This window comes from Mycobacteroides salmoniphilum (assembly GCF_004924335.1).
GTDB lineage: Bacteria > Actinomycetota > Actinomycetes > Mycobacteriales > Mycobacteriaceae > Mycobacterium > Mycobacterium salmoniphilum.
Genome location: NZ_CP024633.1, coordinates 906,290 through 927,874, shown reverse-complemented (window position 1 = coordinate 927,874; position 21,585 = coordinate 906,290). Strand labels below are relative to the sequence as shown.

Sequence of the window (21,585 nt, the reverse complement as noted above, 5' to 3'; positions counted from 1 at the left end):
GGATCCGTTGAGCGACCAAGACAAGGCCGAGGACAAGCCCGACGTCACCGGTGCCGGCACCCCGGAGGCCGAGGGTAAGAACGTCCCCTCCCATGACGAGGTCGCAACGGACAAACCCGCACCGAAGGACGGCACAGCGAAGGACGGCGACGACGAGTCGGTGGACTACGACCTGGAGGCCGCCGTCGCCGCCGAACCGACGCCCACACGCAGGTTCGTCGCCAGGCACGCCACCAAGATCGTCATCGGAGTGCTGGCGCTCTGCCTGGTCGCGGTGACGGCGGTGGCCGTAGGGCTCTGGATCGAGAACAACCGGACGATCGAAGACACACCCCTATCGCGCCCCACCGTGAAGCTCGGCGTGCCTCTCGTGAACCCCGAGGCGCCGACCAGCAGCACGACGACGACCACCACAAAGTCACGGACCAGGACCAGCAGCACCACCACGATCGCCACCAGCTCTTCCAGCACGCCCACCAGCACCGGACGCTCGACCTCGACCTCGACGACGACGTCGAACACGGGACCCGCGACCACCAGCATCTCGGTGCCGGGCCCCACCACCTCGTCGGTGCCACGTGAGTCGACCAAGGAGGAGGAGCGCGAGCTCACGAACGTGCTCAAGGCGTTCTATGCCGCGCTCGGCGCCAAAAACCTCGACGTGCTCAACGCGCTGTCCTGCGTGACGATCACCGACGCGGACCTTGAGGGTCAGCCCGACGATCTGAAGATCAACGTGGACAAGGTCGAAAAGTCGGTCGTCAATGGCGACACCGCCTCATCGCGGGTGACGATCACCGCATCGGCCGGCGGAAAGACCGAGACCAAGACCGGTGTCGCAGGGTTCGCCCGGATCAGCAGCCGATGGGTCACCTGCGCCAACCAATAGGCAGCCCTGCAGCCTCCGAGCGCCACTACTAGGCTCGGTCGCATGACACTCGCAGCGGCGTGGCAGGCACTGGAAACTCATCACAAGCAGATCGCCTCCACCCATCTTCGAGAATTCTTCGCCGACGACCCGACTCGGGGAAGTGACCTGACCGTCACGGTCGGTGACCTGTACATCGATTACAGCAAGCACCGCCTGACCCGCGAAACCCTTTCGCTGCTGGTCGATTTGGCCAAGGCGGCCAATCTCGAGCAGCGCCGCGACGCCATGTTCGCCGGGGCGCACATCAACACCTCCGAGGACCGCGCGGTATTGCACACCGCGCTGCGCCTGCCCCGCGACGCGCAGCTGGTGGTCGACGGGCAGGACGTGGTCGCCGACGTGCACCAGGTGCTCGATGCCATGGGCGACTTCACCGACCGGCTACGCAGCGGTGAGTGGAGCGGGGCCACCGGGCAGCGCATCACCGCCGTCGTCAACATTGGGATCGGCGGTTCGGACCTGGGACCGGTGATGGTGTACCAGGCACTGCGTCACTACGCCGACGCCGGGATCTCGGCCAGATTCGTCTCCAACGTCGACCCCGCGGACCTGGTGGCCACACTCGCCGACCTGGACCCGGCGACAACGCTTTTCATCGTCGCCTCCAAGACATTCTCGACGCTGGAGACACTTACCAACGCGACGGCGGCACGGCGCTGGCTCGTGGACGCACTCGGCGAGGACGCCGTCTCCCAGCACTTCGTCGCCGTCTCCACCAACGCGAAGCTGGTGTCGGAGTTCGGAATCGACACCGCCAACATGTTTGGCTTCTGGGATTGGGTCGGCGGTCGCTACTCGGTGGACTCGGCGATCGGCCTCTCCGTGATGGCGGTGATCGGGCGTGAGGCATTCGGTGAATTCCTGGCCGGGTTCCACACCGTGGACGAGCACTTCCGCACCGCCCCCCTGGAAGAGAACGCTCCGGCGCTCCTGGGCCTCATTGGTCTGTGGTACTCGAATTTCTTTGGCGCGCAGTCGCGTGGGGTGCTTCCCTACTCGAACGACTTGGCAAGGTTCGCGGCCTATCTGCAGCAGCTGACCATGGAATCCAATGGCAAGTCGGTGAAGGCCGATGGCGCGCCCGTGACCGTCGATACCGGCGATATCTACTGGGGCGAGCCCGGAACCAACGGTCAGCATGCCTTCTACCAACTGCTACACCAGGGCACCCGGCTGATTCCGGCGGACTTCATCGGCTTCAGCGAGCCCACCGACGATCTGCCCACCGCCGACGGCACCGGCAGCATGCACGACCTGCTGATGAGTAACTTCTTCGCACAGACGCAGGTGCTGGCCTTCGGCAAGACCGCCGAGGAGATCGCCGCCGAGGGCACCGCACCGAGTGTCGTCCCCCACAAGGTGATGCCGGGAAATCGGCCCAGCACAACAATTCTCGCGACCAAACTGACACCCTCGGCGGTCGGGCAGCTGATCGCTCTCTACGAACATGAGGTGTTCACCGCGGGCACGGTCTGGGGGATCGACTCCTTTGACCAGTGGGGAGTGGAACTGGGCAAGAAGCAGGCGGTCGCCTTGCTGCCCGTCATCACTGACGACGCATCCCCGGCAGAGCAGACCGACAGCTCCACGGACGCACTGGTGCGCTATTACCGCGGGGCGCGGGGCAGAGCCAAGTAACCGCGAGATCTTTCACGCGGTTCGTGGGCGGCCTACTCTAACTCTATGCGGCACTGGTTGCCTTCGGCCGCTGACCCGGCCCTCACCCGGCGGCAGCTGCTCGCCGGTGTGGCGGCAGTATGCGCTCTTGCGGGCTGGGGCACGCTCGCTCCCGCGGTGGCCGATCCGACGACTCCGCCCTCACCGAATCCTGCGATCTCCCACACCGACGCCGAGTGGCGCCAGCTGCTGACTCCCAGCCAGTACCAGATCCTCCGGCAGGCCGGCACCGAGACCCCATACAGCAGCCCTCTTAACAACGAGCATCGGGCTGGCGTCTTCAGTTGCGCCGGTTGCGCTTTGGACGTGTTCTCATCGGCGACCAAGTTCGACAGCGGCACGGGGTGGCCGAGCTTCTGGCAGCCATTGCCGCACGCCGTGTCGGAAAGACCAGACAACAGCTTGGGGATGAGTCGCACCGAAGTGCTCTGCGGACGGTGCGGGGGACATCTGGGCCATGTCTTCGACGACGGCCCCAAACCCACGGGGTTGCGCTATTGCATGAACGGCGCCGCGATGAACTTTCGCGCCACGTAATCGCTACGTCGCGGCGATGATGACCACCAGCGCCGGCGTCTGCGACATGCGGCGAATCCGGTGGGTGCGGGTGGCGTCAAGGTAGGCGCTGTCCCCTTCATCGAGGACATAACTGACGTCCTCGCACTGCAGCTCGATCGACCCGCGGTGCACGAACACAAACTCCTGCCCCTCGTGGGAAGACTTGTGTTCCGCGAATTCCGTAGACGGGCTGGCCAGGAACGGCGTCATGATCTTGCCGAGCATCTCGGTGCTCAGCGCGTGAAACTTACTGTCATCCCATTCATCCGCACCGCGATCCACTACCACCCGGGACTCGTGGGCGTCGTTGGTAAACAGTCGGCTGACATCGACTTCGAGGGCCTTCGCGATGCGTATCGCCACGGACACCGACGGGGTGCTGTGCTCGCGCTCGACTTTCGATAGATAGCTCTTGGTCAGGCCGGTGCGGCTGCCCAGTTCTTCCAAGGTCAGGCCACGTTCCCGGCGCAGCGCGCGCACCAGCGATGTCATCAGGCCAGTGTGACACGAAGGTTCCCATCGGCCACTTATCACGACATACATACAACAATGTTGACTATATGACACCTAGTGTCATAGGGTGATGATCGAACAGCCCGAGACCAGAAAGGAGCACGGAAATGGCCAGCACACTTCACGACACCAAGTCCGACCTGATGGGTCGCGCCGAGCGCAGCATGGAGACGCACTTCTCCGACTCGGAGTGGACCACACGGCAAAAGGTCGCGCTCACGTGCCGCGCGCTCTTCGACCGCGGACACGATTCCGGCCTCGCCGGACAAATCACCGCCCGCGCGGAGGAACCAGGCACCTTCTATACGCAACGGCTCGGACTCGGGTTCGACGAGATCACCGAGGAAAACCTGTTACTCGTCGACGAGGACCTCAACGTTCTCGAAGGGTCAGGAATGGCCAACCCGGCCAACCGCTTTCACAGCTGGATCTACCGAGCCCGCCCCGATGTGCGGTGCATCGTGCATACCCACCCGTTCCATGTCGCGGCACTGTCCATGCTGGAAACACCGCTCGTGGTGTCACAGATGGACATCGCACCCCTGTATGACGACTGCGCCTTCCTGCCCGATTGGCCGGGCGTACCCGTCGGAAACGAAGAGGGCGAGATCATTTCGGCCGCTTTGGGAGACAAGAAGGCGATACTGCTCGCCCACCACGGCCATGTGGTCGCCGGCGCGTCCGTCGAAGAATCCTGCTCGCTGGCGGTGTTGATAGAGAGAGGCGCCAAGCTGCAGCTGGCCGCCATGGCGGCGGGAACCATCGCACCCCTGCCCGACCGGCTAGCCCGCGAGGCCCACGACTGGACGCTCACTCCCGGGCGCAGCATCGCCAACTTCGCGTATTACGCCCGCACCGCGCTCACTAATCACCCTGAGACCCTGAGGAAGACCGCATGACCTCCACACCCCAGTTCCACGGAATCATCGCCTATCCCGTGACTCCCTTCCTTCCCGACGACACCGTGGACACCGATCGGCTCGCCGAACTGGTGTCCCGGCTCGTCGAGGATGGCGTCCATGCCATCGCGCCGCTGGGCAGCACCGGCGAGTCCGCCTATCTTGAGGAACGCGAATTCGACGCCGTCGTCGATACCACCGTGGCGGCCGTAAACAAGCGGGTTCCCGTCATTGTTGGAGCCTCGGATCTGACTACCGCCAACACCATTCGGCGTGCGCGTCACGCCCAGCAGGCCGGAGCCGATGCGGTGATGGTGCTGCCGGTGTCGTACTGGAAGCTCAGCGACCGCGAGATCGCACAGCACTACGCCTCCGTGGCGGCGGCCATCGACATTCCGCTGATGGCCTACAACAACCCCGCCACCAGCGGCGTGGATATGAAACCCGAACTCCTGGTGTCGATGTTCCGCGATATCGACAACTTCACCATGGTCAAGGAGTCGACAGGCGACCTCAACCGGATGCTCGGCATCCAACGCCTCAGCGACGGTCAGCTGCCCTTCTACAACGGCAGCAACCCACTGGTGCTCGATGCGCTCAACGCGGGCGCGTCCGGATGGTGTACCGCTGCAACGTGTTTGGTGCCGAGTCCGTGCCTGGATCTCTACGAGGCCGTGCGGGCCGGACGCCACGACGACGCCGCGTCGATCTACCAGGGACTCAAGCCGCTGCTTCAGTTCATCGTCGCGGGCGGGTTGCCGACAACCGTCAAGGCCGGATTGGAACTGCAGGGGCGTGCCGTCGGGGATCCGAGGCGCCCATTGCTCCCGCTGGATTCCGAGGGTCGCGAGACACTGAAGGGCATCCTCGCGTCGACTTCTTAATGATAATGGTTATCATTATCATGTGACCACAGCCCAGCTCTTACCCGTAACCGTGCTCTCCGGATTTCTCGGAGCGGGAAAAACCACCCTTCTCAACCACATCCTTGCCAATACCGAGGGACGTCGCGTCGCGGTGATCGTCAACGATATGAGCGAGGTGAACATCGACGCCGCCCTCGTTGCGGGCACAGGACACCTGGACCGCACCGAGGAACGGCTCGTCGAGCTCACCAACGGCTGTATCTGCTGCACCTTGCGCGAGGATCTGATCGAAGCCGTCGGAGACCTGGCCCGGCAGAACCGATTTGACCAGCTCGTCATCGAGTCGACGGGCATCTCCGAGCCCATGCCGGTAGCCGCCTCGTTCACCTGGGAGTTCGAGGACGGAACCAGCCTCGGACAGGTCGCCAAACTCGACACCATGGTGACGGTCGTCGACGCCTCCACCTTCCTGCCCGAACTGGCGCGCGGTGAGGCGCTGGCCGACCGCGATATGGCCGCCGCCGACGGCGACGGCCGGTCCATCGCTGATCTGCTCACCGATCAGGTGGAGTTCGCCGACGTTCTGATCCTCAACAAGGTGGATCTGGTCAACGAACGGACCCTCGGAATGGTGGAGACGCTGCTGCGCCGCCTCAATCCGTCGGCGACGATCGTGCGCTCCACCGGCGGCGCCGTCGACCTCGATCTCGTACTGCAGACGGGATTGTTCGACCCGGACCTGGCCGCCCAAACACCTGGCTGGGACGAGGAGATCGCCGACGGGCACACACCCGAAACCGAGGAATACGGCATCAGCAGCATGACCTTCCGCTCGGACCGCCCGTTTCACCCGCAGCGCCTCAACACCGCGCTGGAATCACTGCAAGGACTACTGCGCAGCAAGGGATTCTGCTGGATCGCCAGCCGTCCTGATATCGCCGCGATCTGGTCGCAGGCGGGGCCGAACCTGACGATCGAACCCGCCCAGTTCTGGCACGGCACCGAGGTCGCGCCGGGCCAGGAGATTGTCTTCATCGGGGTACGGCTGGACCGTCCGCGCGTGCAGCATCTTCTGGAGTCCGCAGTGCTCACCGACAAGGAACTGGCGGCCGGACCGCAGGCCTGGCGCGACTTCCCCGATCCCCTACCGGCCTGGGGTGTCATGCACGCCCACTAACCCACGCGGCTCATCGGGTTCAGCGCTCTTCGCGCAAGCGGCTCATCCGGTTCAGCGCTCTTCGCGCAAGCGGCTCATCGCAGCCTTCTTGGCCCTGTTCCCGCAGGTGTTCATGTTGCACCAGCGCCGGTTATTGGCGCGGCTGGTATCGACGTAGAGCCCGTGGCAGTGCTCATCCGAGCACGCCTTCACCCGATCACGATCGGGCCCGCCCAGTGTCTCGATCGCATCGGCGGCGATCACCGACAGCGCGTCCGCGATGCTCGCGCCCCGCCAGGTCGCCTCGCCGTTCTCCAACAACCGGTACGCATGTCCATTCCGGGAGAACGCATTCAACGTCCGGGCCGCTGCCCACCCGATCGTGCCACCATCAGCGACCGCAGCACCCGCACGGTGAATGCTCTCGCGCAGCTCCTTGGCAGTGGCCAAATCGGCTTCGGTCACTGCCACATCCGAGAAATCCAGCCCGTTGGCCTGCAACCACAGCCCCAACCGTCCCGGGTCGGTGAGCCGCTCGGTTGCCACCCCCGCGCGGTCAAAAACCGTCGCGGTGAAACGAAAAGCCAGCACCGCGTTGTCCAGCCGGAAGATCGCCCCCACATCTCTCATCACGCTAGCCATGTGAACCATCTTAGCCGGTTCGACAGATCTTCCGCGGTGACCTACTGTGGAACCGTCTAAACCAGTTCCAGCGGAGGAGAGATGGATGTCTGTCAATCACATTGGGATCACCGTTCCCGATATCGCAGCGGCCATCGACTGGTATCGCGAGGTCTTCGGATTTGAATGCGTCATGGGGCCGCGCATACTCGAACCCGGACCGGCCGGGGAGCTGCCGCCGGGACTGGACGCCCGATTCGGCCGGGCCCGAATGGCCGGCCTGCAGACGGACAATGGCGTGGGTGTCGAACTCTTCGAATTCATCGATCCCGTCACCGACGCGGCGCCGGACCGGCCTGTCGACTACACCCGACGCGGCACCTGGCATCTGTGCCTCACCGTTCCCGATGTGCAGGAGCTAACGTGTGCCGCCGCTGCCAGCGGCGGACGCATCATCACAGCCCCGCGACCGGTCGTTGCGGGCAGACCGTGGACCATGTCCTATCTCACCGATCCATGGGGCACCGTCATCGAACTGATGAGCCACGACTACACCGAAATATTCACCAACTGGCCCACCGAAACAGGAGCACACCAATGAGCACAATTGCCGTCGTCGGACTCGGAGCCATGGGAAAGCCGTTGGCGCACAATCTTGTTCAGGCGGGACACGAGGTATCCGTGTGGAATCGGTCTCCCGGCCCCGTCGCAGAACTCACGGCCCTCGGCGCTCGCCCGCTTCAGTCGGCCGCCCAGGCCTTCGAGTCCGGCGTGGTGTTCTCCGTGCTGGCCGACGACCGAGCCGTGAACGAAACCTTTTTGACTCCAAATGTTCTCGCTGTCGCATCGGGAGCTTTGCATGTCAATATCGCCACCGTAAGCACCCAGCTGGCCGACAGGGCTACGGCACTGCATGCCGAGCATGGCGTGGGGTACGTCGCCGCACCGGTGTTCGGCAGGGTCGCCGTGGCACAGGCCGGGCAGCTGCAGGTGCTGGCAGCGGGTGCCGCCGACCAGATCGACAGAGCGCAACCATTCTTTGACGTTATCGGGGCACGCACCTGGCGATTGGGCGATGTGCCACGACAAGCCAACGTCGTCAAGATCATCGGAAACTTCCTCATCGCGTCGGCCATCCAGTCGTTGAGCGAGGCCGTCAGCATGGCCGAACGATCCGGCGTCGACTCCGAACTGCTGGTGGACTTGCTGACCAGCACCCTGTTTCAGGGGCCGGCATACAGCAGCTACGGCAAGCTCATCGCCACCTCCACCTACCAACCCGCCGGGTTCACAACCACCCTGGGCCGCAAGGATGTTGGACTCGCACTCGATGTTGCGGCGGACACCGGTCTGCGATTGCCGTTCGGTGAGGTACTGCGCGCCATTCTCGATGAGGCGCTGGCCAACGGACAGGCCGACCTGGACTGGTCTTCGATCGCCGATCTACAGCGGGCGCGCGACGCGGGGTGACTATGGCATGATGTCCGCAGGAAATGCCTCACGTACACAGGCGAATCGCACTGTCCCGTATGGAGGTTTCCTGTGGCTACATCATCTCTCGAACTGGCGGCAAGTCGCCCCTTTCCCCGCCGACTAGGGCCCAAAGGCTCTCTTATCTACAGACTTGTGTCCACAACCGATCACAAACTGATCGGGGTCATGTACCTCGTCACCTGTTTCGCCTTCTTCATGGTGGGCGGCCTGATGGCGCTGTTGATCCGCGCCGAACTCACCACGCCGGGACTGGCGTTCCTGTCCAACGAGCAGTACAACCAGCTGTTCACCATGCACGGAACAGCCATGCTGCTGTTCTACGCGACGCCTATCGTATTCGGCTTCGCGAACGTGGTGCTGCCGTTGCAGATCGGCGCGCCCGACGTGGCATTCCCGCGCCTGAACGCATTATCGTTCTGGCTCTTCCTGTTTGGCGCCCTCATTGCGATGGCCGGCTTCATCACCCCCGGTGGCGCCGCCGACTTCGGCTGGACCGCGTACACCCCGCTCTCCGATGCCATTCACTCCCCCGGCGCCGGAGCCGACCTGTGGATCCTGGGTATCGCGGTAGGAGGCCTGGGCACGATTCTGGGTGCGGTCAACATGATCACCACCATCGTGTGCATGCGCGCGCCCGGCATGGTGATGTTCCGGATGCCGATCTTCACCTGGAACATCCTGGTGGTCAGCGTGCTGGTGCTGCTCGTCTTCCCGCTCTTGGCTGCCGCGGCCATTGGTCTGGCAGCCGATCGGCACCTGGGCGCGCACATCTTCGATCCCGCCAACGGCGGTGTTCTGCTGTGGCAGCACCTGTTCTGGTTCTTCGGACACCCCGAGGTGTATGTGTTGGCCTTGCCGTTCTTCGGCGTGGTGTCGGAGATCTTCCCGGTGTTCAGTCGCAAGCCGATCTTCGGATACACGACGCTGGTCTTTGCGACCCTGGGTATCGGAGCGTTATCGATCGCGGTGTGGGCGCACCACATGTACGCCACCGGCGCGGTGCTGTTGCCATTCTTCTCCTTCATGACGTTTCTGATCGCGGTTCCGACGGGTATCAAGTTCTTCAACTGGATCGGCACGATGTGGAAGGGGCAGTTGACCTTCGAGACCCCGATGCTGTTCTCGATCGGCTTTCTGGTCACCTTCCTCTTCGGTGGCCTGACCGGTGTGCTGCTCGCCGCTCCGCCCATCGATTTCCACGTCACCGACTCGTACTTTGTCGTGGCGCACTTCCACTACACCTTGTTCGGCACCATCGTGTTCGCCAGCTTCGCGGGCGTGTACTTCTGGTTCCCGAAGATGACGGGCCGCCTGCTCGACGAGCGGCTGGGCAAGTTCCACTTCTGGCTCACTTTCATCGGCTTTCACACCACCTTCCTGGTGCAGCACTGGCTGGGTAACCAGGGCATGCCGCGCCGGTACGCCGACTACCTGCCCACTGACGGCTTCACGGGGTTGAACATCGTGTCAACGATCGGCGCCTTCATTCTGGGTTCATCGATGCTTCCGTTCGTGTGGAACGTCTTCAAGAGCTACCGCTACGGCGAGGTTGTCACGGTCGACGATCCGTGGGGCTACGGCAACTCCCTGGAGTGGGCCACCAGCTGCCCGCCGCCGCGGCACAACTTCACCGAACTTCCCCGAATCCGTTCAGAGCGACCGGCATTCGAGCTGCACTACCCGCACATGTCCGAACGCATGCGCGCCGAGGCGCACGTCGGGCACTAGCCCGGAACATGGCCGCCGTCCGGCTCGCGCCCGAAAACGAAGCGGCGGCCGGTGATCTGCGCCGGGATGATCCGCACGTAATGCAGCTTTACGGTGGGGATCCACGGGTACAGGCCGCCCCGGTCGGCCTCGTCGATGTCGGCCGACGAGTTCAGTACCTGCGCTGCGCCGCGCACGACGACGCTCCAGCCGCCGATATCGTTGTGATCGTCCGCTTCGAACAGCACCTCGTCGCTCACCACCGCACCGAAAAGCTTGGTCCCCTCGGCCGTCCGGAACAGCACGGTGCCACGTTGGGTCACGAAGTTGATCGGGAAGATCTCGGGTCTGCCATCGATCACCACCACCAATCTGCCCAGCTTGGCGCTCGACAACAGCGTCCAGCTTTCGTACTTCTCGAGCAGGGTCACGGGTTGCGAATCGGGCGTCATGACGCCGATGATCGCCGACCGCAGCATCCGAAACTAGATGCGAAGGTCCCTACGTGAGCGCAGCGATCAGCGAATGAAAATCCTTGAGTCCACGTGGATCTACTCCCATGTACGTCAGATAGGAGATGCCGAGTTCCTCGCGAAGCGCGAGGACCCGCTCGACAAGATCCCCCTTGGACCCGTGCAGTAGGGTGGGCGACGCGAGTAACTGATCATCGGAATCATGTGGTCGGTAGACGCGCATGAGCGCCAGGTCCGGTGCGCGGTCGATAGCGACATCGAAGATCCCCAGATTCAGCTCCGGTGTGTCGGCACGCTGCCCGGCGGCGTCGCGAACGTATGCGGCACGTTCGGCGAGATCAGCGCGCGTCTTGGCATCGGAGATGGCGACGATATCGGCTTGCTGTGCAGCGAGTTTCAGAATTTTGTCTCCCTTACCCGCGATCATGATGGGTACGGTCGACTGAATCGGCCGTGGCCAATGATGGGAGCTGGCGAGTAGACCCCGCACCGCGCCAACGGCATCGGCGAGCTGCTGCACCCGTCCGGCCGGACTCAGGAAGGGCACTCCCGTAGCCTCATACTCCTGCTGGACATAACCGGCCCCCAATCCGATCTCGACACGACCGTCGGTGAGCCGATCAACCGTCGCGATGTCACGCGCAAGTAGACGCGGAGAATACAAACCGGTAGTCAGCACGAAGCTCCCGACCCGGATACTGGTCGAAACGCTCGCGGCGGCAAGCATCACCGGGAAGGGTGCACCGACACCGAGGTGGTCGGGAACCACGATGACGTCAACACCGCAATCCTCGGCCTGCCGCACCTGATCGCGAATCTGGCCAATGTCCCCATGGGAGATCAGATTCGTCCCAAACCGAAATCCGTGTCTAATCACCGAGATTCCCACCTCTCAAGATCTGGACCAAGCACTTGTTTGGTGTTATGCAGGTCTGAGGTTACCGGTTGCAAGGAGGCAATAACATGGTCTATCGAGTGGTCCAGTGGGCGACGGGCGAAGTGGGCAGGGCCGCGATTAGTGCGGTGCTCGCACACCCGGAACTGCGGCTGGTGGGGTGCTGGGTGCACTCGCCGCAGAAGACCGGCGTCGACGCCGGCGAGCTCGTAGGCCAGGCACCCATAGGTGTCGCGGCGACCAACAGTCTGGACGACATCGTCGCTCTGGAGGCCGACTGCGTGATCTACAGCCCGCTGCTCCCGAATCCGTCCGAGGTCTCGGCATTGCTCGCCTCAGGGAAGAACGTGGTCACGCCGGTCGGTTGGTTCTACCCGGACAGCTCCGGCCATGACCTGGATGCCACTGCGCGCCAGTGCGGAGTGACACTGCACGGCACCGGAATTGACCCCGGCGGTATCACAGATCTGTATCCGTTGATCTTCTCCTCCATGACCTCCGCCGTCACCTATGTACGCGCCGAGGAGTACTCGGATATCCGCACCTATGGCGCGCCGGATGTCATCCGACACATCATGAAGTTTGGTGGCACACCCGAAGAAGCAATCAGCGGCCCGATGCCCAAGCTGTTGGGCGGTGGCTTCAAACAGTCCTTACGAATGATCCTCGATGGCATGGGCTTCGCAGAGGTGGAGATCCGGCCCAATCTGAAGGTCGCCGTCGCTACCGCGGACATCGAGTCTCCGATCGGCACTATCCAACCCGGATGTGTTGCCGGTCAGCAATTCTCGTGGGAGGCATTCATCGGGGACGAGGCGGTCGCGCGAATTGCCGTGAACTGGCTGATGGGCGAAGAACATTTGGAACCCGCCTGGTCCTTCGGCCCGAGCGGTCCGCGCTACGAGGTCGAGGTGCGCGGCACCCCCTCGTCATCGTGCACGATCACCGGCTTTCATCCCCATAGTGTCGAGGCCGGGCTCGTCGCGAACGAGGGCGTCGTCGCGACCGCCGCGCACTGCGTCAACTCCGTGCCCTATGTCTGCGAGGCCGCGCCGGGGCTCAAGTCGTACCTCGACCTTCCGCTCATCGCGGGCAGAGCGCATCCTCGGCTCCACCGATGAACGGCGGAGCCGAGGACTGCTCGTTACGCAGCGTCCTTATCGGATGAACCGGTAGCTCCCGACCCTTAGGTGATGTGCGTGCACGCACGTTAGCAATGCCTGATCCGAGTTAGGCGATGTGACCAGTTCCAGAACAAGGTAGTACGCGAAAACCTTTGCAGGGCTGAACATTCGGTGCTTCAATGCTTCACTCGTCTAACGCGAAGCGGCCTTCTCTCCTTCTTCGAAGATAGCCGAGGCGGGTCCGACGATCAGCGGGTCCGGGGCACCCACGATCTCCACGTCCTTGTTGTCGTAGTCGAACTGCGAGAGCACGTGGCGCATTGCCTCCAGCCGGGCACGTTTCTTGTCATTGCTCTTGACCACCGTCCACGGCGCGTAGTCGGTGTCCGTGTAGAAGAACATGGCCTCTTTGGCCTCGGTGTAGGCGTCCCACTTGTCCAGAGACGCGAGGTCGGTCGGCGAGAGCTTCCAGTGCCGAACGGGGTCGGTGCGCCGGGCCGCGAACCGGGCCATCTGTTCCTTGCGGCTCACCGAGAACCACAACTTGATCAGGTGTGTCCCTGAATTCACCAGCATGCGTTCGTATTCCGGTGCCTCGCGTAGGAATTCGGCACATTGCGCGGGCGTGCAATAACCCATTACCCGCTCGACACCCGCGCGGTTGTACCAGGAGCGGTCCATCAGCACGATCTCACCGCCGCTGGGCAGGTGGGCCGTGTATCGCTGGAAATACCACTGACTCTGTTCCACCGGTGTCGGCTTCTCCAGCGCCACCACCCGGGCACCACGGGGATTGAGGTGCTCGGTGAACCTCTTGATCGACCCGCCCTTACCGGCAGCGTCGCGGCCTTCGAAGACGATGCAGATCTTCTCGCCGTTCTCCTTGACCCACAGCTGCAGCTTGAGAAGCTCGATCTGCAATTTGCGCTTGGCCTTCTCGTATTCCTTGCGGGTGAGTTTCTCGTCGTAGGGATAGCCCTGCTTCCAGGCATCCTTGGCCTCTTTGTTGCGTTTGATTCCACCGCGCAGACTCGCGAGTTCATCGAGTTCGGCTGCGTAGTCCACCGTGACGGAAGCGTTGTGTTTCTTTTCCTCGCCCATAGATGCAGCATCCCACGTGGGCACAAAGTCCCATGCGGGAAACCCCTGGCCGGATCAGGCCAGGCGTCCGGCCAGCCGCGGCGGAATCAGGCGCATGATCAAGGTCACCGGGGCCCACGGCCAGCGCGGCACAGCGGCACGTCCGGGCTCCCTCTCGATGGCGTCCACCATCGCCGTCACACCGGTCTTGGTATCCACCATCATCGGCGTGGTCGGCGATTTGGCGCTCAGGTCGGTCTGGATGTAGCCGGGCTCGATGGTGCTGACTTTGATCGGACCGCTGGCGTATTCGGCACGCAGCGACTCACCCAGCGAGGACAGCCCAGCCTTGCTGGCCGCGTAGGCGGCTTTGGTGCCGGGCAGCCCCTTGGCCGCGGTGACCGACGAGATGAGCACCAAGTGCCCGTGGCCCTGCTCTTTGAACAGCGCGAGCGTTGCTTCGATCTGCACCAGGGCACCAATGAGATTGGTTTCGATGGTCTGGATATTGGCCCACGACTTGCCGCCGCCCAGATGCCAGCCCTTGGCGATACCGGCGTTCACGACCACGCGATCCAGACCGCCGAGCTCCTCGCGCAGCTCACCGAAGACCACCGGCACCGAGTCATGGTCGGTGACGTCCAGGGACCGCACGGCAACCGTGATGCTCGGGTTGGCGGCCAACAGCTCAGCCTTGAGTTCTTCCAGCGCCTCGGTGCGCCGGGCGCACAACGCCAGGTCACGTCCCTTCGCGGCGAACTGACGGGCCATCTCGGCGCCCAGGCCGGAGCTCGCCCCGGTGATGAGGATCTTCTGTCGCGTCACGTCGCCACTTTATTTGAGGAGCCGCGAGAGCCGACGGTCGGCCAGCACCTTGCCGCCGGTCTGGCACGTCGGGCAGTACTGGAACGACTTATCGGCGAACGACACCTCTCGCACCACGTCGCCGCACACCGGGCAGGGCATCCCGGTGCGGGCATGCACCCGCAGCCCGGATCGCTTCTCCCCCTTGAGAGTCGCCGCCTGTTGCCCCACACTGCGTTGCACCGCGTCGGTGAGAACCGACTGCATTGCCTCATACAACGCCGTCAGTTGGCCCTCCGTGAGCGCCTTTCCACTGGCGAAAGGGGACAGCTTGGCCACATGCAGGATCTCATCGCTGTAGGCGTTGCCGATCCCGGCAATCACCCGCTGGTCGGTGATCACGTTCTTCAGACGTGCGGTGGTGCCGGACAAGATGTCGGCCAACCCGCTGGCGGTCAGAGAGAGCGCATCGGGCCCCAAGGAGGCGATCTGCGGCACGGTGGCCGGGTCCGCCACGACCCACACCGCCAGACGCTTCTGAGTGCCGGCCTCGGTGAGATCGAATCCCGCTGCATCGCCAGGTGTTCCAAGATGAACCCGCAGCGCGATGGGGCCCTTGCCCGGCTTGAGCGGCGCCGCTGCCAGCTTGTCCGACCAGCGCAGCCACCCGGCTCGCGACAGGTGAGTAATCAGATACAGGTCCCCAACCCGCAGGCCCAGGTACTTGCCCCAGCGCGTCGCGCCGGTGACCGTCTGGCCGTACAGCGCGGTGATCGGCGGATCAAAGGTCTTGAGCACCGAGAACGCCGAGACGTCGATGCGCGCGATGGTGGTCCCGGTGGCGTGACGACGCAGGTGATCGGCGAGCGCCTCGACTTCCGGTAGTTCGGGCATGAGCTCAGTCTGCCTCTACTCGCCGACGCACCGCAGCAGGTAGGTGTCCATGATCCAGCCATGTTCGGCACGGGCCGAGGCACGAATCTCGGCGATTCGGGCACCGACCTCCCCTACCGCCCCCGACACCAACAGTTCGTGTTCGGTGCCCAGGTAGGCACCCCACCAGATCTGCGTCGACGGCTCCAGCTGCTGGAACGCGCAATCACCGTCAAGCATCACCACAACTGTTCCGGTGCGGGGCCACTCGTCCAGCAACCGGCGCCCCGTGGTGATGAGCACCGGTTCGCCGATACCGTTCAACACAATCCGGTGCCGTGCGGTAAGCACGGAAATCGCCGTAATACCCGGCAGCACGTCGTACTCGAATGCCTGGGGATCGTCGACCAGGATCGCATCCAGGATCCGCAGCGTGCTGTCGTAGAGGGACGGATCACCCCAGGCCAGAAAGGCGCCGACTCCACTCTCGGGCAGCTCGGAAGCAATTGCTTTGCCCCACAAGGCTGCCCGTTCGGCATGCCATTGCGCCACCGCACCCCGATACTCCCCCTTGCCGCGCACCGGATCGGACAGTTCAACGAAGCGATAGTCGGGGTCGGTGATGTACCGCTCGCAGATATGGCGGCGCAGTTCGACCAGATCGCCCTTGGTGTCACCTTTGTCGGCAACGAAGAAGACGTCGACCTCGTTGAGCGCCGCGATGGCCTGCACGGTCAGGTATTCGGGATGGCCGGCGCCGATCCCGATGACGCGAATCCGCCGCATCGCGACTTAAGAAGCAGCCGAATTGGGAGTCAACACTGCCGAGATCTCCTCGGTGATCGCCGATACGGTGAGCAGGTTGCCGATGAAATCGCCCAACTGCTCGTCGGTCTGAGTCTCGACAACACCGGGAGTCACCAACAACGAGGCGGCGATCCGGAAGCTCCACTCAGCGGCGCCCCTGACGTTGATGCTGGCCAGCTGCTCCTCGGTGAGCAACTTGCGGAAGTATGGGGCTAGCAACACGGTGGTCTGGTCGATAAACGGACGCGCCTTAACAGTCAGGTACGGCAGCACCTGCTCGGGGTTCTCCTTGAGACCCTTCTGCAGCAACGGATGATGGCGACCGTGCTGGACGATGCGCACGATGGCATCGATGAATCCGGTGCGCGGCGTCTTGGCCGTCGCGAAGACCGGTTCCAGAATCTCCCCGAAACGCAGAAATTCGCGATGGAACAGCGCCTCAATGATCGCGGCCTGGTCACCCACGTGCTTGTAGACCGTGGGCCGCGATAGGCCGGCCTTCTTGGCGATCAACGCATGCAGGCGTGCCTCGTAGCCATGTTCCAGCAAGCATTCTTCGGCGGCGTCGAGGATGCGACGGCGAATCTCGCCGTGATCGCGGGTACGGCCACGGTGGCTCGACCGGCTCACTTTCATCGGTGCCTACTTTCGTTCGCCACAAAAAATACGTGGCACTTCGCGTCTCACTTGACGCGTCAACCTGCAACGTTTACGTTTGACATCCTAACGGAAAGGACGGCCAACGGTGACCGCAACCCTCAATAACGGCCCCACTCGCGAGGAGTACTCAGACCGGCTACTCAAAGGTTCCGTCCGCCGGTCATACCAGCCGATGGTCGACCTGGACTGGGACGCACCGTTAGATCCCGACAAGTATTTCCTTCCCCCGAAGGCCATCTCGCTGTACGGCACCGACATCTGGAACAACATGTCACGCGCCGAACAGATTGAGCTGTCCAAGCATGAGATGGCCAACGTCCTGTCGGTAGGCATCTGGTTCGAGAACATCCTCAATCAGAGCCTGCTGCGCGCGCTCATGCATGCCAGACCGAACAGCAGCGAGACCTTCTATTCACTCACCGAGATCGGCGACGAAACCCGTCACATGACGATGTTCGGTAAGGCGATATCGCAAGCCGGAGTCGAGCCCTACCGGCTACCGCTCTACCAGCGGTGGCTGGCCAACGCCCTGCCCCTGGTTCTCAAGGGTCCGATGCTCTGGGTTGCCGCCCTGATCGGCGAGGAGATCTTCGACGCCATCCAGCGCGAGATGATGGATGATCCCGAGCTGCAACCCATGGTGGCGCGGCTCATGCGAATTCACGTCACCGAGGAAGCTCGGCACATCCAGTTCGCCCGCGACGGTCTGCGCCAGCGTGTTGACAAACTGCCCTGGTACGCACGTTTCATCGTCCGGCAGGTCAACGGCTTCGGTGGCCCCATCTTCATGTACCTGTTCACGAATCCGAAGATGTACCGCAATGTCGGGTTACCCGGATATCAGACCCAGCGGATCGCGTACCGCAACGAGAACTTCCGCGAGACGCAACAGCTCGGTTTCGCACCGCTGTACAACTTCCTCAGCGGTATCGGTCTGATGGGTGCAACGTCACGCTGGTTGTGGCGCAAAGCAAAGTTCGTCGCATGATGGATGACGACGACCTGTACGACGGCCCTGCGGTCATCACCGCGGGAGAGTTCACCGTCGAGTCCCGGGTACGGCTGATCGGGTTCTTCAATCCGCTCGATGGCAAGTTCCACTGGCAGGGAACGATTTACGCCAAGCCAGAGGGAGGGGAGCTCAAGGGCGGTACCCAGGTCACCATCGCCGTGGGCGAGACCAGCGCGCCGGGGCGCATCACCGAGCAGACCCCGTGGGGCCATTTTTCAGTGGCGGGTGTCGGCGCACCGCCGTACCCGCTACCCGAGATCGAGCTCGACGTCGCCAACTGACTTGTCGGTGCGCAGACCACGCCAGCTGGAGTGCTTGAGAATCCCACCGGGCGTGCGATCGCCGTAGCGGACCTCGCCAACCAGCACCGGCTCGACAAACTGCACATCCTTGGCCTCGACCGCGGAAAGTGCTGCACTAAAAGGCGATTCATCGCGATGTAGCGGTTCTAGCCGCGCCTTGAGTGACGCCAACTCCTTCTCCGTAAACCCGGTACCCACCCGTCCCACATAACGAAGCCCGTCCTCGTCCGGTATCCCCATCAACAGGGCCCCTATTCCGCTGCTGCGCCCACCCTTGCCCTTACGCCAACCGCCGATGACGATCTCCTGGCCGCTCCAGTTCTTCGCCTTGATCCAGGACTGAGTGCGGCCCGGAGCGTAACTGGAATCCAGCCTCTTGGCGACGACGCCCTCCCACCCCTGGTCATGCGAATGCGCCAGAGCCGCAGCGCCATCGCCGCTCAGTTGTGCCGGCACGGCCATCTCCTCGGTGCTGGCACCGAGCACGTCAAGCAGTCGGCGCCTGTCACGATACTTGTTGCTCAACAAGGATTTTCCATCCAGATACAGCAGATCGAAGGCCCAGAACTGGGTCTCGGTACCCGCCGTCCGATTTTGCAGCAGCGAGAAACTCGGTAACCCATTCGGATCCAAAACCACCACCTCCCCGTCCAGAACCACACGGTGATCGCCTAATTCGTGAGCGAGCCGCTGCAAGGCCGGGAACTCCGCGGTGACATCACGCCCGCTGCGCGCCAAGGCCCTCAGCTGGCCGTGGTCGCATTCGAGAATGAGGCGATAGCCATCCCATTTCCCTTCGAAGGCCCACTCATCGGCCGCCAGGGCCGCCACGGATCCGGTGGTCGGCACCATCGGCGCGAGGCCGGCCGGCATCGTGGCGGGTGATCGCTGATCCTTCATGCGGTGCGCCAGCCATTGCTTGCCGCCGGTGCGGATCAGCGCGTAACGCCCCGATATTCGCTTGCCGTGCAGAGTGACAATGACCTCGCCTTTGGCCCCGCCGTCGGGGCCGGAGTCGTCGCGCGGATCGATGAACTTCTCGGTGTCGTACGTGCCCGAGTCCCAGATGGTCACCTCTCCCGCGCCGTACTCCCCCTTCGGAATGGTGCCCTCAAAAGTTCCGTACTCCAGCGGGTGATCCTCGGTATGCACCGCGAGATGGTTGACCGAGGGTTCCATCGGCAGATTCTTGGGCACTGCCCACGAGACCAGCACGCCGTCGCGCTCCAGCCGGAAGTCGTAGTGCAGCGCGGTGGCGTGATGCTCTTGGATGACAAACGAACTGTCGTGGCCTACCTGCGGTTCGACGGCGGGCACGGGTTCGGGCGTACGCGCGGGATCGCGCATGCTGCGGTACGTGGACAGCCTGTCCTCGATGATCTCTACATCGTCCAGTCCTGCCAGCAGGTCACCGTCACGTTCGGCGCGCGCCAGCACCTCGTCAAAGCGCAGCTGACGCAGCTCCGGATCGTCCAGTTCCTCCCAGGTACGCGGTGCGGCAACGGTCGGCGCCTCGCGACCGCGCAATGAGTAGGGGGCAACCGTCGTTTTGGAACCGCTGTTCTGACTCCAGTCCACGAAGACCTTGCCGGCACGCAGCTCCCGGGTCATCGTCGCGGTCACCAGTTCCGGCATCGACTGCTCCAGCTGGACCGCGACCTTTTTTGCGACGGTCACCGCCCCGGACGAACTGACGGGTTGCGCCAACGGCACATACAGGTGAAGACCCTTGCTACCACTGGTCAACGGAAAGGTAGTCAGGCCGATATCGTCGAGTACATCGCGCACGGCTCGAGCGACCTGCGCCAGCTGCGACAGAACCACCCCCTCGCCAGGATCTAGATCAAACACCAATCGTGTTGCTGGACCGGGATTTTCGCCAGCGAAACGCCACTGCGGCACATGCACCTCCAATGCCGCCTGCTGGGCTATCCAGGCCAGTGCCACCGAGGTGTCGATCAACGGGTAGGTGACGTAGCGGGATTTGTGCTCGATGCGCCGCCGCGGAAGCCAATCGGGGGCAGACGACGCCAGGTCCTTCTCGAAGAACGACGGCTGGCCAACTCCATTAGGCCACCGCTTGCGGGTGACCGGGCGCCCCACGATATGCGGCAGCATGAAGGGCGCAATGGCCGTGTAGTAGCTGAAAACATCAGCCTTGGTCGTGGCCGGAGTAGCCCCGGTATCCGGGTACAGCACCTTTTCCGCATTGGAAAGGCGCACAGAAGGTCCCGAAGTTGGCTGCGTGGGCCATACTTGGGATATGCGTTCCATCTGGAAGGGCTCCCTCGCCTTCGGGCTGGTGAACGTCCCTGTCAAGGTATACAGCGCGACCGAGGACCACGACCTCAAGTTCCATCAGGTTCACAACAAGGACAACGGCCGAATCCGCTACAAACGCACCTGCGAAGAATGCGGTGAGATCGTCGAGTTCCGGGACATCAACAAGGCCTACGAGGCCGAGGACGGCCGCACCGTCGTCATCACCGATGAGGATCTGGCAAGCCTGCCCGCCGAGTCCAGCCGCGAGATCGAGGTGCTGGAGTTCATCCCCGCCGCCGAACTCGACCCGCTGATGTACGACAAGAGCTACTACCTGGAGCCGGATAGCAAGTCTTCGAAATCGTATGTGCTGCTGGCACAGACACTCGCGCAGACCGATCGGGTGGCGATCGTGCATTTTGCGCTGCGCAATAAGACACGACTCGCGGCGTTGCGCGTCAAGGACTTCGGCGAGCGTCAGGTGATGATCATCCATACGCTGCTGTGGCCTGACGAGATTCGTGAACCCGACTTCCCGGTGTTGGACCAGGAAGTGAAGATCAAACCGGCCGAACTGTCGATGGCGGGGCAGGTGGTGGAGTCGATGGCCGACGAATTCGATCCGAGCCGATACAACGACACGTACCAATCGCAGCTGCTGGAGATGGTGGAGGCGAAGCTCGAAGGTGGTGAGGCGTTCACCAAGGAAGAGGCGCCCACCGAACTCGACGCCACCGATGTCTCCGACCTGCTGGCCAAGCTCGAGGCCAGCGTCAAGAAGCGTCAGGCGGCGAAGGCCAGCACCAACTAGTCACCGGGCGCCACCGTCCCGTGGGGCCTCGCCGCATCACAAAGTTTCGGGTACTCTAAC

At 63.2% G+C, this 21,585-nt stretch carries 23 protein-coding genes; 13 read left to right on the top strand and 10 right to left on the bottom strand.

Annotation, left to right across the window (positions count from 1 at the left end):
• The first annotated feature begins 7 nt into the window (after positions 1-7).
• The 3 genes from DSM43276_RS04610 to msrB are packed head-to-tail and all read left to right on the top strand — an operon-like array spanning position 8 to position 3,145.
• Positions 8-889, top strand: coding sequence for a hypothetical protein (locus DSM43276_RS04610; protein WP_234803125.1), 882 nt, complete (start codon positions 8-10; stop codon positions 887-889).
• 42 nt (positions 890-931) lie between these two features.
• Positions 932-2,569, top strand: coding sequence for a glucose-6-phosphate isomerase (pgi, locus tag DSM43276_RS04605; protein ID WP_078331470.1), 1,638 nt, complete (start codon positions 932-934; stop codon positions 2,567-2,569).
• Positions 2,570-2,614: 45 nt separating this feature from the next.
• Positions 2,615-3,145, top strand: coding sequence for a peptide-methionine (R)-S-oxide reductase MsrB (gene msrB / locus DSM43276_RS04600; RefSeq protein ID WP_078331469.1), 531 nt, complete (start codon positions 2,615-2,617; stop codon positions 3,143-3,145).
• 3 nt (positions 3,146-3,148) lie between these two features.
• Here msrB and DSM43276_RS04595 read toward each other — a convergent pair whose 3' ends face one another.
• Complete coding sequence (locus DSM43276_RS04595) at positions 3,149-3,658, bottom strand: helix-turn-helix domain-containing protein (RefSeq protein WP_078331468.1); 510 nt, start codon at positions 3,656-3,658, stop codon at positions 3,149-3,151.
• Between the two features lie 128 nt (positions 3,659-3,786).
• Between DSM43276_RS04595 and DSM43276_RS04590 the strand changes: the two genes are divergently transcribed.
• The 3 genes from DSM43276_RS04590 to DSM43276_RS04580 are packed head-to-tail and all read left to right on the top strand — an operon-like array spanning position 3,787 to position 6,621.
• Positions 3,787-4,578, top strand: coding sequence for an aldolase (locus DSM43276_RS04590; protein WP_078331467.1), 792 nt, complete (start codon positions 3,787-3,789; stop codon positions 4,576-4,578).
• Positions 4,575-5,462 carry a dihydrodipicolinate synthase family protein gene (locus DSM43276_RS04585; RefSeq protein WP_078331466.1) on the top strand — a complete coding sequence of 296 codons (888 nt, stop codon included), beginning with the start codon at positions 4,575-4,577 and terminating at the stop codon, positions 5,460-5,462. The genes DSM43276_RS04590 and DSM43276_RS04585 overlap by 4 nt, the downstream gene beginning before the upstream one ends.
• A gap of 22 nt (positions 5,463-5,484) precedes the next feature.
• Positions 5,485-6,621, top strand: a complete 1,137-nt coding sequence (locus DSM43276_RS04580; protein ID WP_078331465.1) for a GTP-binding protein — start codon at positions 5,485-5,487, stop codon at positions 6,619-6,621.
• Between the two features lie 51 nt (positions 6,622-6,672).
• On the opposite strand, the gene DSM43276_RS04575 is transcribed toward DSM43276_RS04580, so the two are convergent.
• Positions 6,673-7,242 carry a CGNR zinc finger domain-containing protein gene (locus tag DSM43276_RS04575; protein WP_078331464.1) on the bottom strand — a complete coding sequence of 190 codons (570 nt, stop codon included), beginning with the start codon at positions 7,240-7,242 and terminating at the stop codon, positions 6,673-6,675.
• Between the two features lie 85 nt (positions 7,243-7,327).
• On the opposite strand from DSM43276_RS04575, the gene DSM43276_RS04570 reads away from it, so the two are divergent.
• The 3 genes from DSM43276_RS04570 (at position 7,328) to ctaD (ending at position 10,443) form a co-directional block, all read left to right on the top strand.
• Entirely contained in the window at positions 7,328-7,822 is a 495-nt protein-coding gene (locus tag DSM43276_RS04570; protein WP_078331463.1) for a VOC family protein, read from the top strand.
• Positions 7,819-8,691 (top strand): NAD(P)-dependent oxidoreductase, encoded by an 873-nt coding sequence (locus DSM43276_RS04565; protein WP_078331462.1) that lies wholly within the window; start codon positions 7,819-7,821, stop codon positions 8,689-8,691. The genes DSM43276_RS04570 and DSM43276_RS04565 overlap by 4 nt, the downstream gene beginning before the upstream one ends.
• Positions 8,692-8,763: 72 nt before the next feature.
• Positions 8,764-10,443, top strand: a complete 1,680-nt coding sequence (gene ctaD / locus DSM43276_RS04560) for an aa3-type cytochrome oxidase subunit I (protein ID WP_078331461.1) — start codon at positions 8,764-8,766, stop codon at positions 10,441-10,443.
• On the opposite strand, the gene DSM43276_RS04555 is transcribed toward ctaD, so the two are convergent.
• On the bottom strand, positions 10,440-10,874 hold the full coding sequence (locus tag DSM43276_RS04555; protein ID WP_078331489.1) for a pyridoxamine 5'-phosphate oxidase family protein: 435 nt from the start codon (positions 10,872-10,874) through the stop codon (positions 10,440-10,442). The genes ctaD and DSM43276_RS04555 overlap by 4 nt on opposite strands.
• A gap of 49 nt (positions 10,875-10,923) precedes the next feature.
• Positions 10,924-11,772, bottom strand: coding sequence for a TIGR03621 family F420-dependent LLM class oxidoreductase (locus DSM43276_RS04550; RefSeq protein ID WP_234803124.1), 849 nt, complete (start codon positions 11,770-11,772; stop codon positions 10,924-10,926).
• Positions 11,773-11,858: 86 nt separating this feature from the next.
• On the opposite strand from DSM43276_RS04550, the gene DSM43276_RS04545 reads away from it, so the two are divergent.
• Positions 11,859-12,911, top strand: a complete 1,053-nt coding sequence (locus DSM43276_RS04545) for an NAD(P)H-dependent amine dehydrogenase family protein (RefSeq protein ID WP_078331460.1) — start codon at positions 11,859-11,861, stop codon at positions 12,909-12,911.
• A gap of 195 nt (positions 12,912-13,106) precedes the next feature.
• Here DSM43276_RS04545 and ppk2 read toward each other — a convergent pair whose 3' ends face one another.
• Genes ppk2 through DSM43276_RS04520 form a run of 5 tightly spaced genes read right to left on the bottom strand, consistent with a single transcriptional unit; the run spans position 13,107 to position 17,114 of the window.
• Complete coding sequence (gene ppk2, locus DSM43276_RS04540) at positions 13,107-14,015, bottom strand: polyphosphate kinase 2 (RefSeq protein WP_078331459.1); 909 nt, start codon at positions 14,013-14,015, stop codon at positions 13,107-13,109.
• A 54-nt stretch (positions 14,016-14,069) separates the two neighbouring features.
• The gene (locus tag DSM43276_RS04535; protein WP_078331458.1) at positions 14,070-14,819 is read right to left on the bottom strand and encodes an SDR family oxidoreductase; all 750 of its coding nucleotides are present in this window, start codon (positions 14,817-14,819) and stop codon (positions 14,070-14,072) included.
• Between the two features lie 9 nt (positions 14,820-14,828).
• A complete protein-coding gene (locus DSM43276_RS04530; RefSeq protein WP_078331457.1) occupies positions 14,829-15,692 on the bottom strand; it encodes an Fpg/Nei family DNA glycosylase in 864 nt (287 codons plus the stop codon).
• Between the two features lie 15 nt (positions 15,693-15,707).
• Positions 15,708-16,457 (bottom strand): precorrin-6A synthase (deacetylating), encoded by a 750-nt coding sequence (gene cobF / locus DSM43276_RS04525; protein WP_078331456.1) that lies wholly within the window; start codon positions 16,455-16,457, stop codon positions 15,708-15,710.
• Between the two features lie 6 nt (positions 16,458-16,463).
• Positions 16,464-17,114, bottom strand: a complete 651-nt coding sequence (locus DSM43276_RS04520; RefSeq protein WP_078331455.1) for a TetR/AcrR family transcriptional regulator — start codon at positions 17,112-17,114, stop codon at positions 16,464-16,466.
• A 109-nt stretch (positions 17,115-17,223) separates the two neighbouring features.
• Between DSM43276_RS04520 and DSM43276_RS04515 the strand changes: the two genes are divergently transcribed.
• Positions 17,224-18,126, top strand: a complete 903-nt coding sequence (locus tag DSM43276_RS04515) for an AurF N-oxygenase family protein (RefSeq protein ID WP_078296945.1) — start codon at positions 17,224-17,226, stop codon at positions 18,124-18,126.
• Positions 18,123-18,431: a DUF4873 domain-containing protein gene (locus DSM43276_RS04510; protein ID WP_078310407.1), complete on the top strand. Its 309-nt coding sequence runs from the start codon at positions 18,123-18,125 to the stop codon at positions 18,429-18,431. The genes DSM43276_RS04515 and DSM43276_RS04510 overlap by 4 nt, the downstream gene beginning before the upstream one ends.
• Here the strand turns inward: DSM43276_RS04510 and DSM43276_RS04505 are convergent.
• Complete coding sequence (locus DSM43276_RS04505; protein ID WP_078331454.1) at positions 18,399-20,726, bottom strand: ATP-dependent DNA ligase; 2,328 nt, start codon at positions 20,724-20,726, stop codon at positions 18,399-18,401. The two genes, DSM43276_RS04510 and DSM43276_RS04505, sit on opposite strands and share 33 nt — an antisense overlap.
• Between DSM43276_RS04505 and ku the strand changes: the two genes are divergently transcribed.
• A complete protein-coding gene (ku, locus tag DSM43276_RS04500; RefSeq protein ID WP_078331453.1) occupies positions 20,716-21,525 on the top strand; it encodes a non-homologous end joining protein Ku in 810 nt (269 codons plus the stop codon). The two genes, DSM43276_RS04505 and ku, sit on opposite strands and share 11 nt — an antisense overlap.
• Positions 21,526-21,585: the final 60 nt, after the last annotated feature.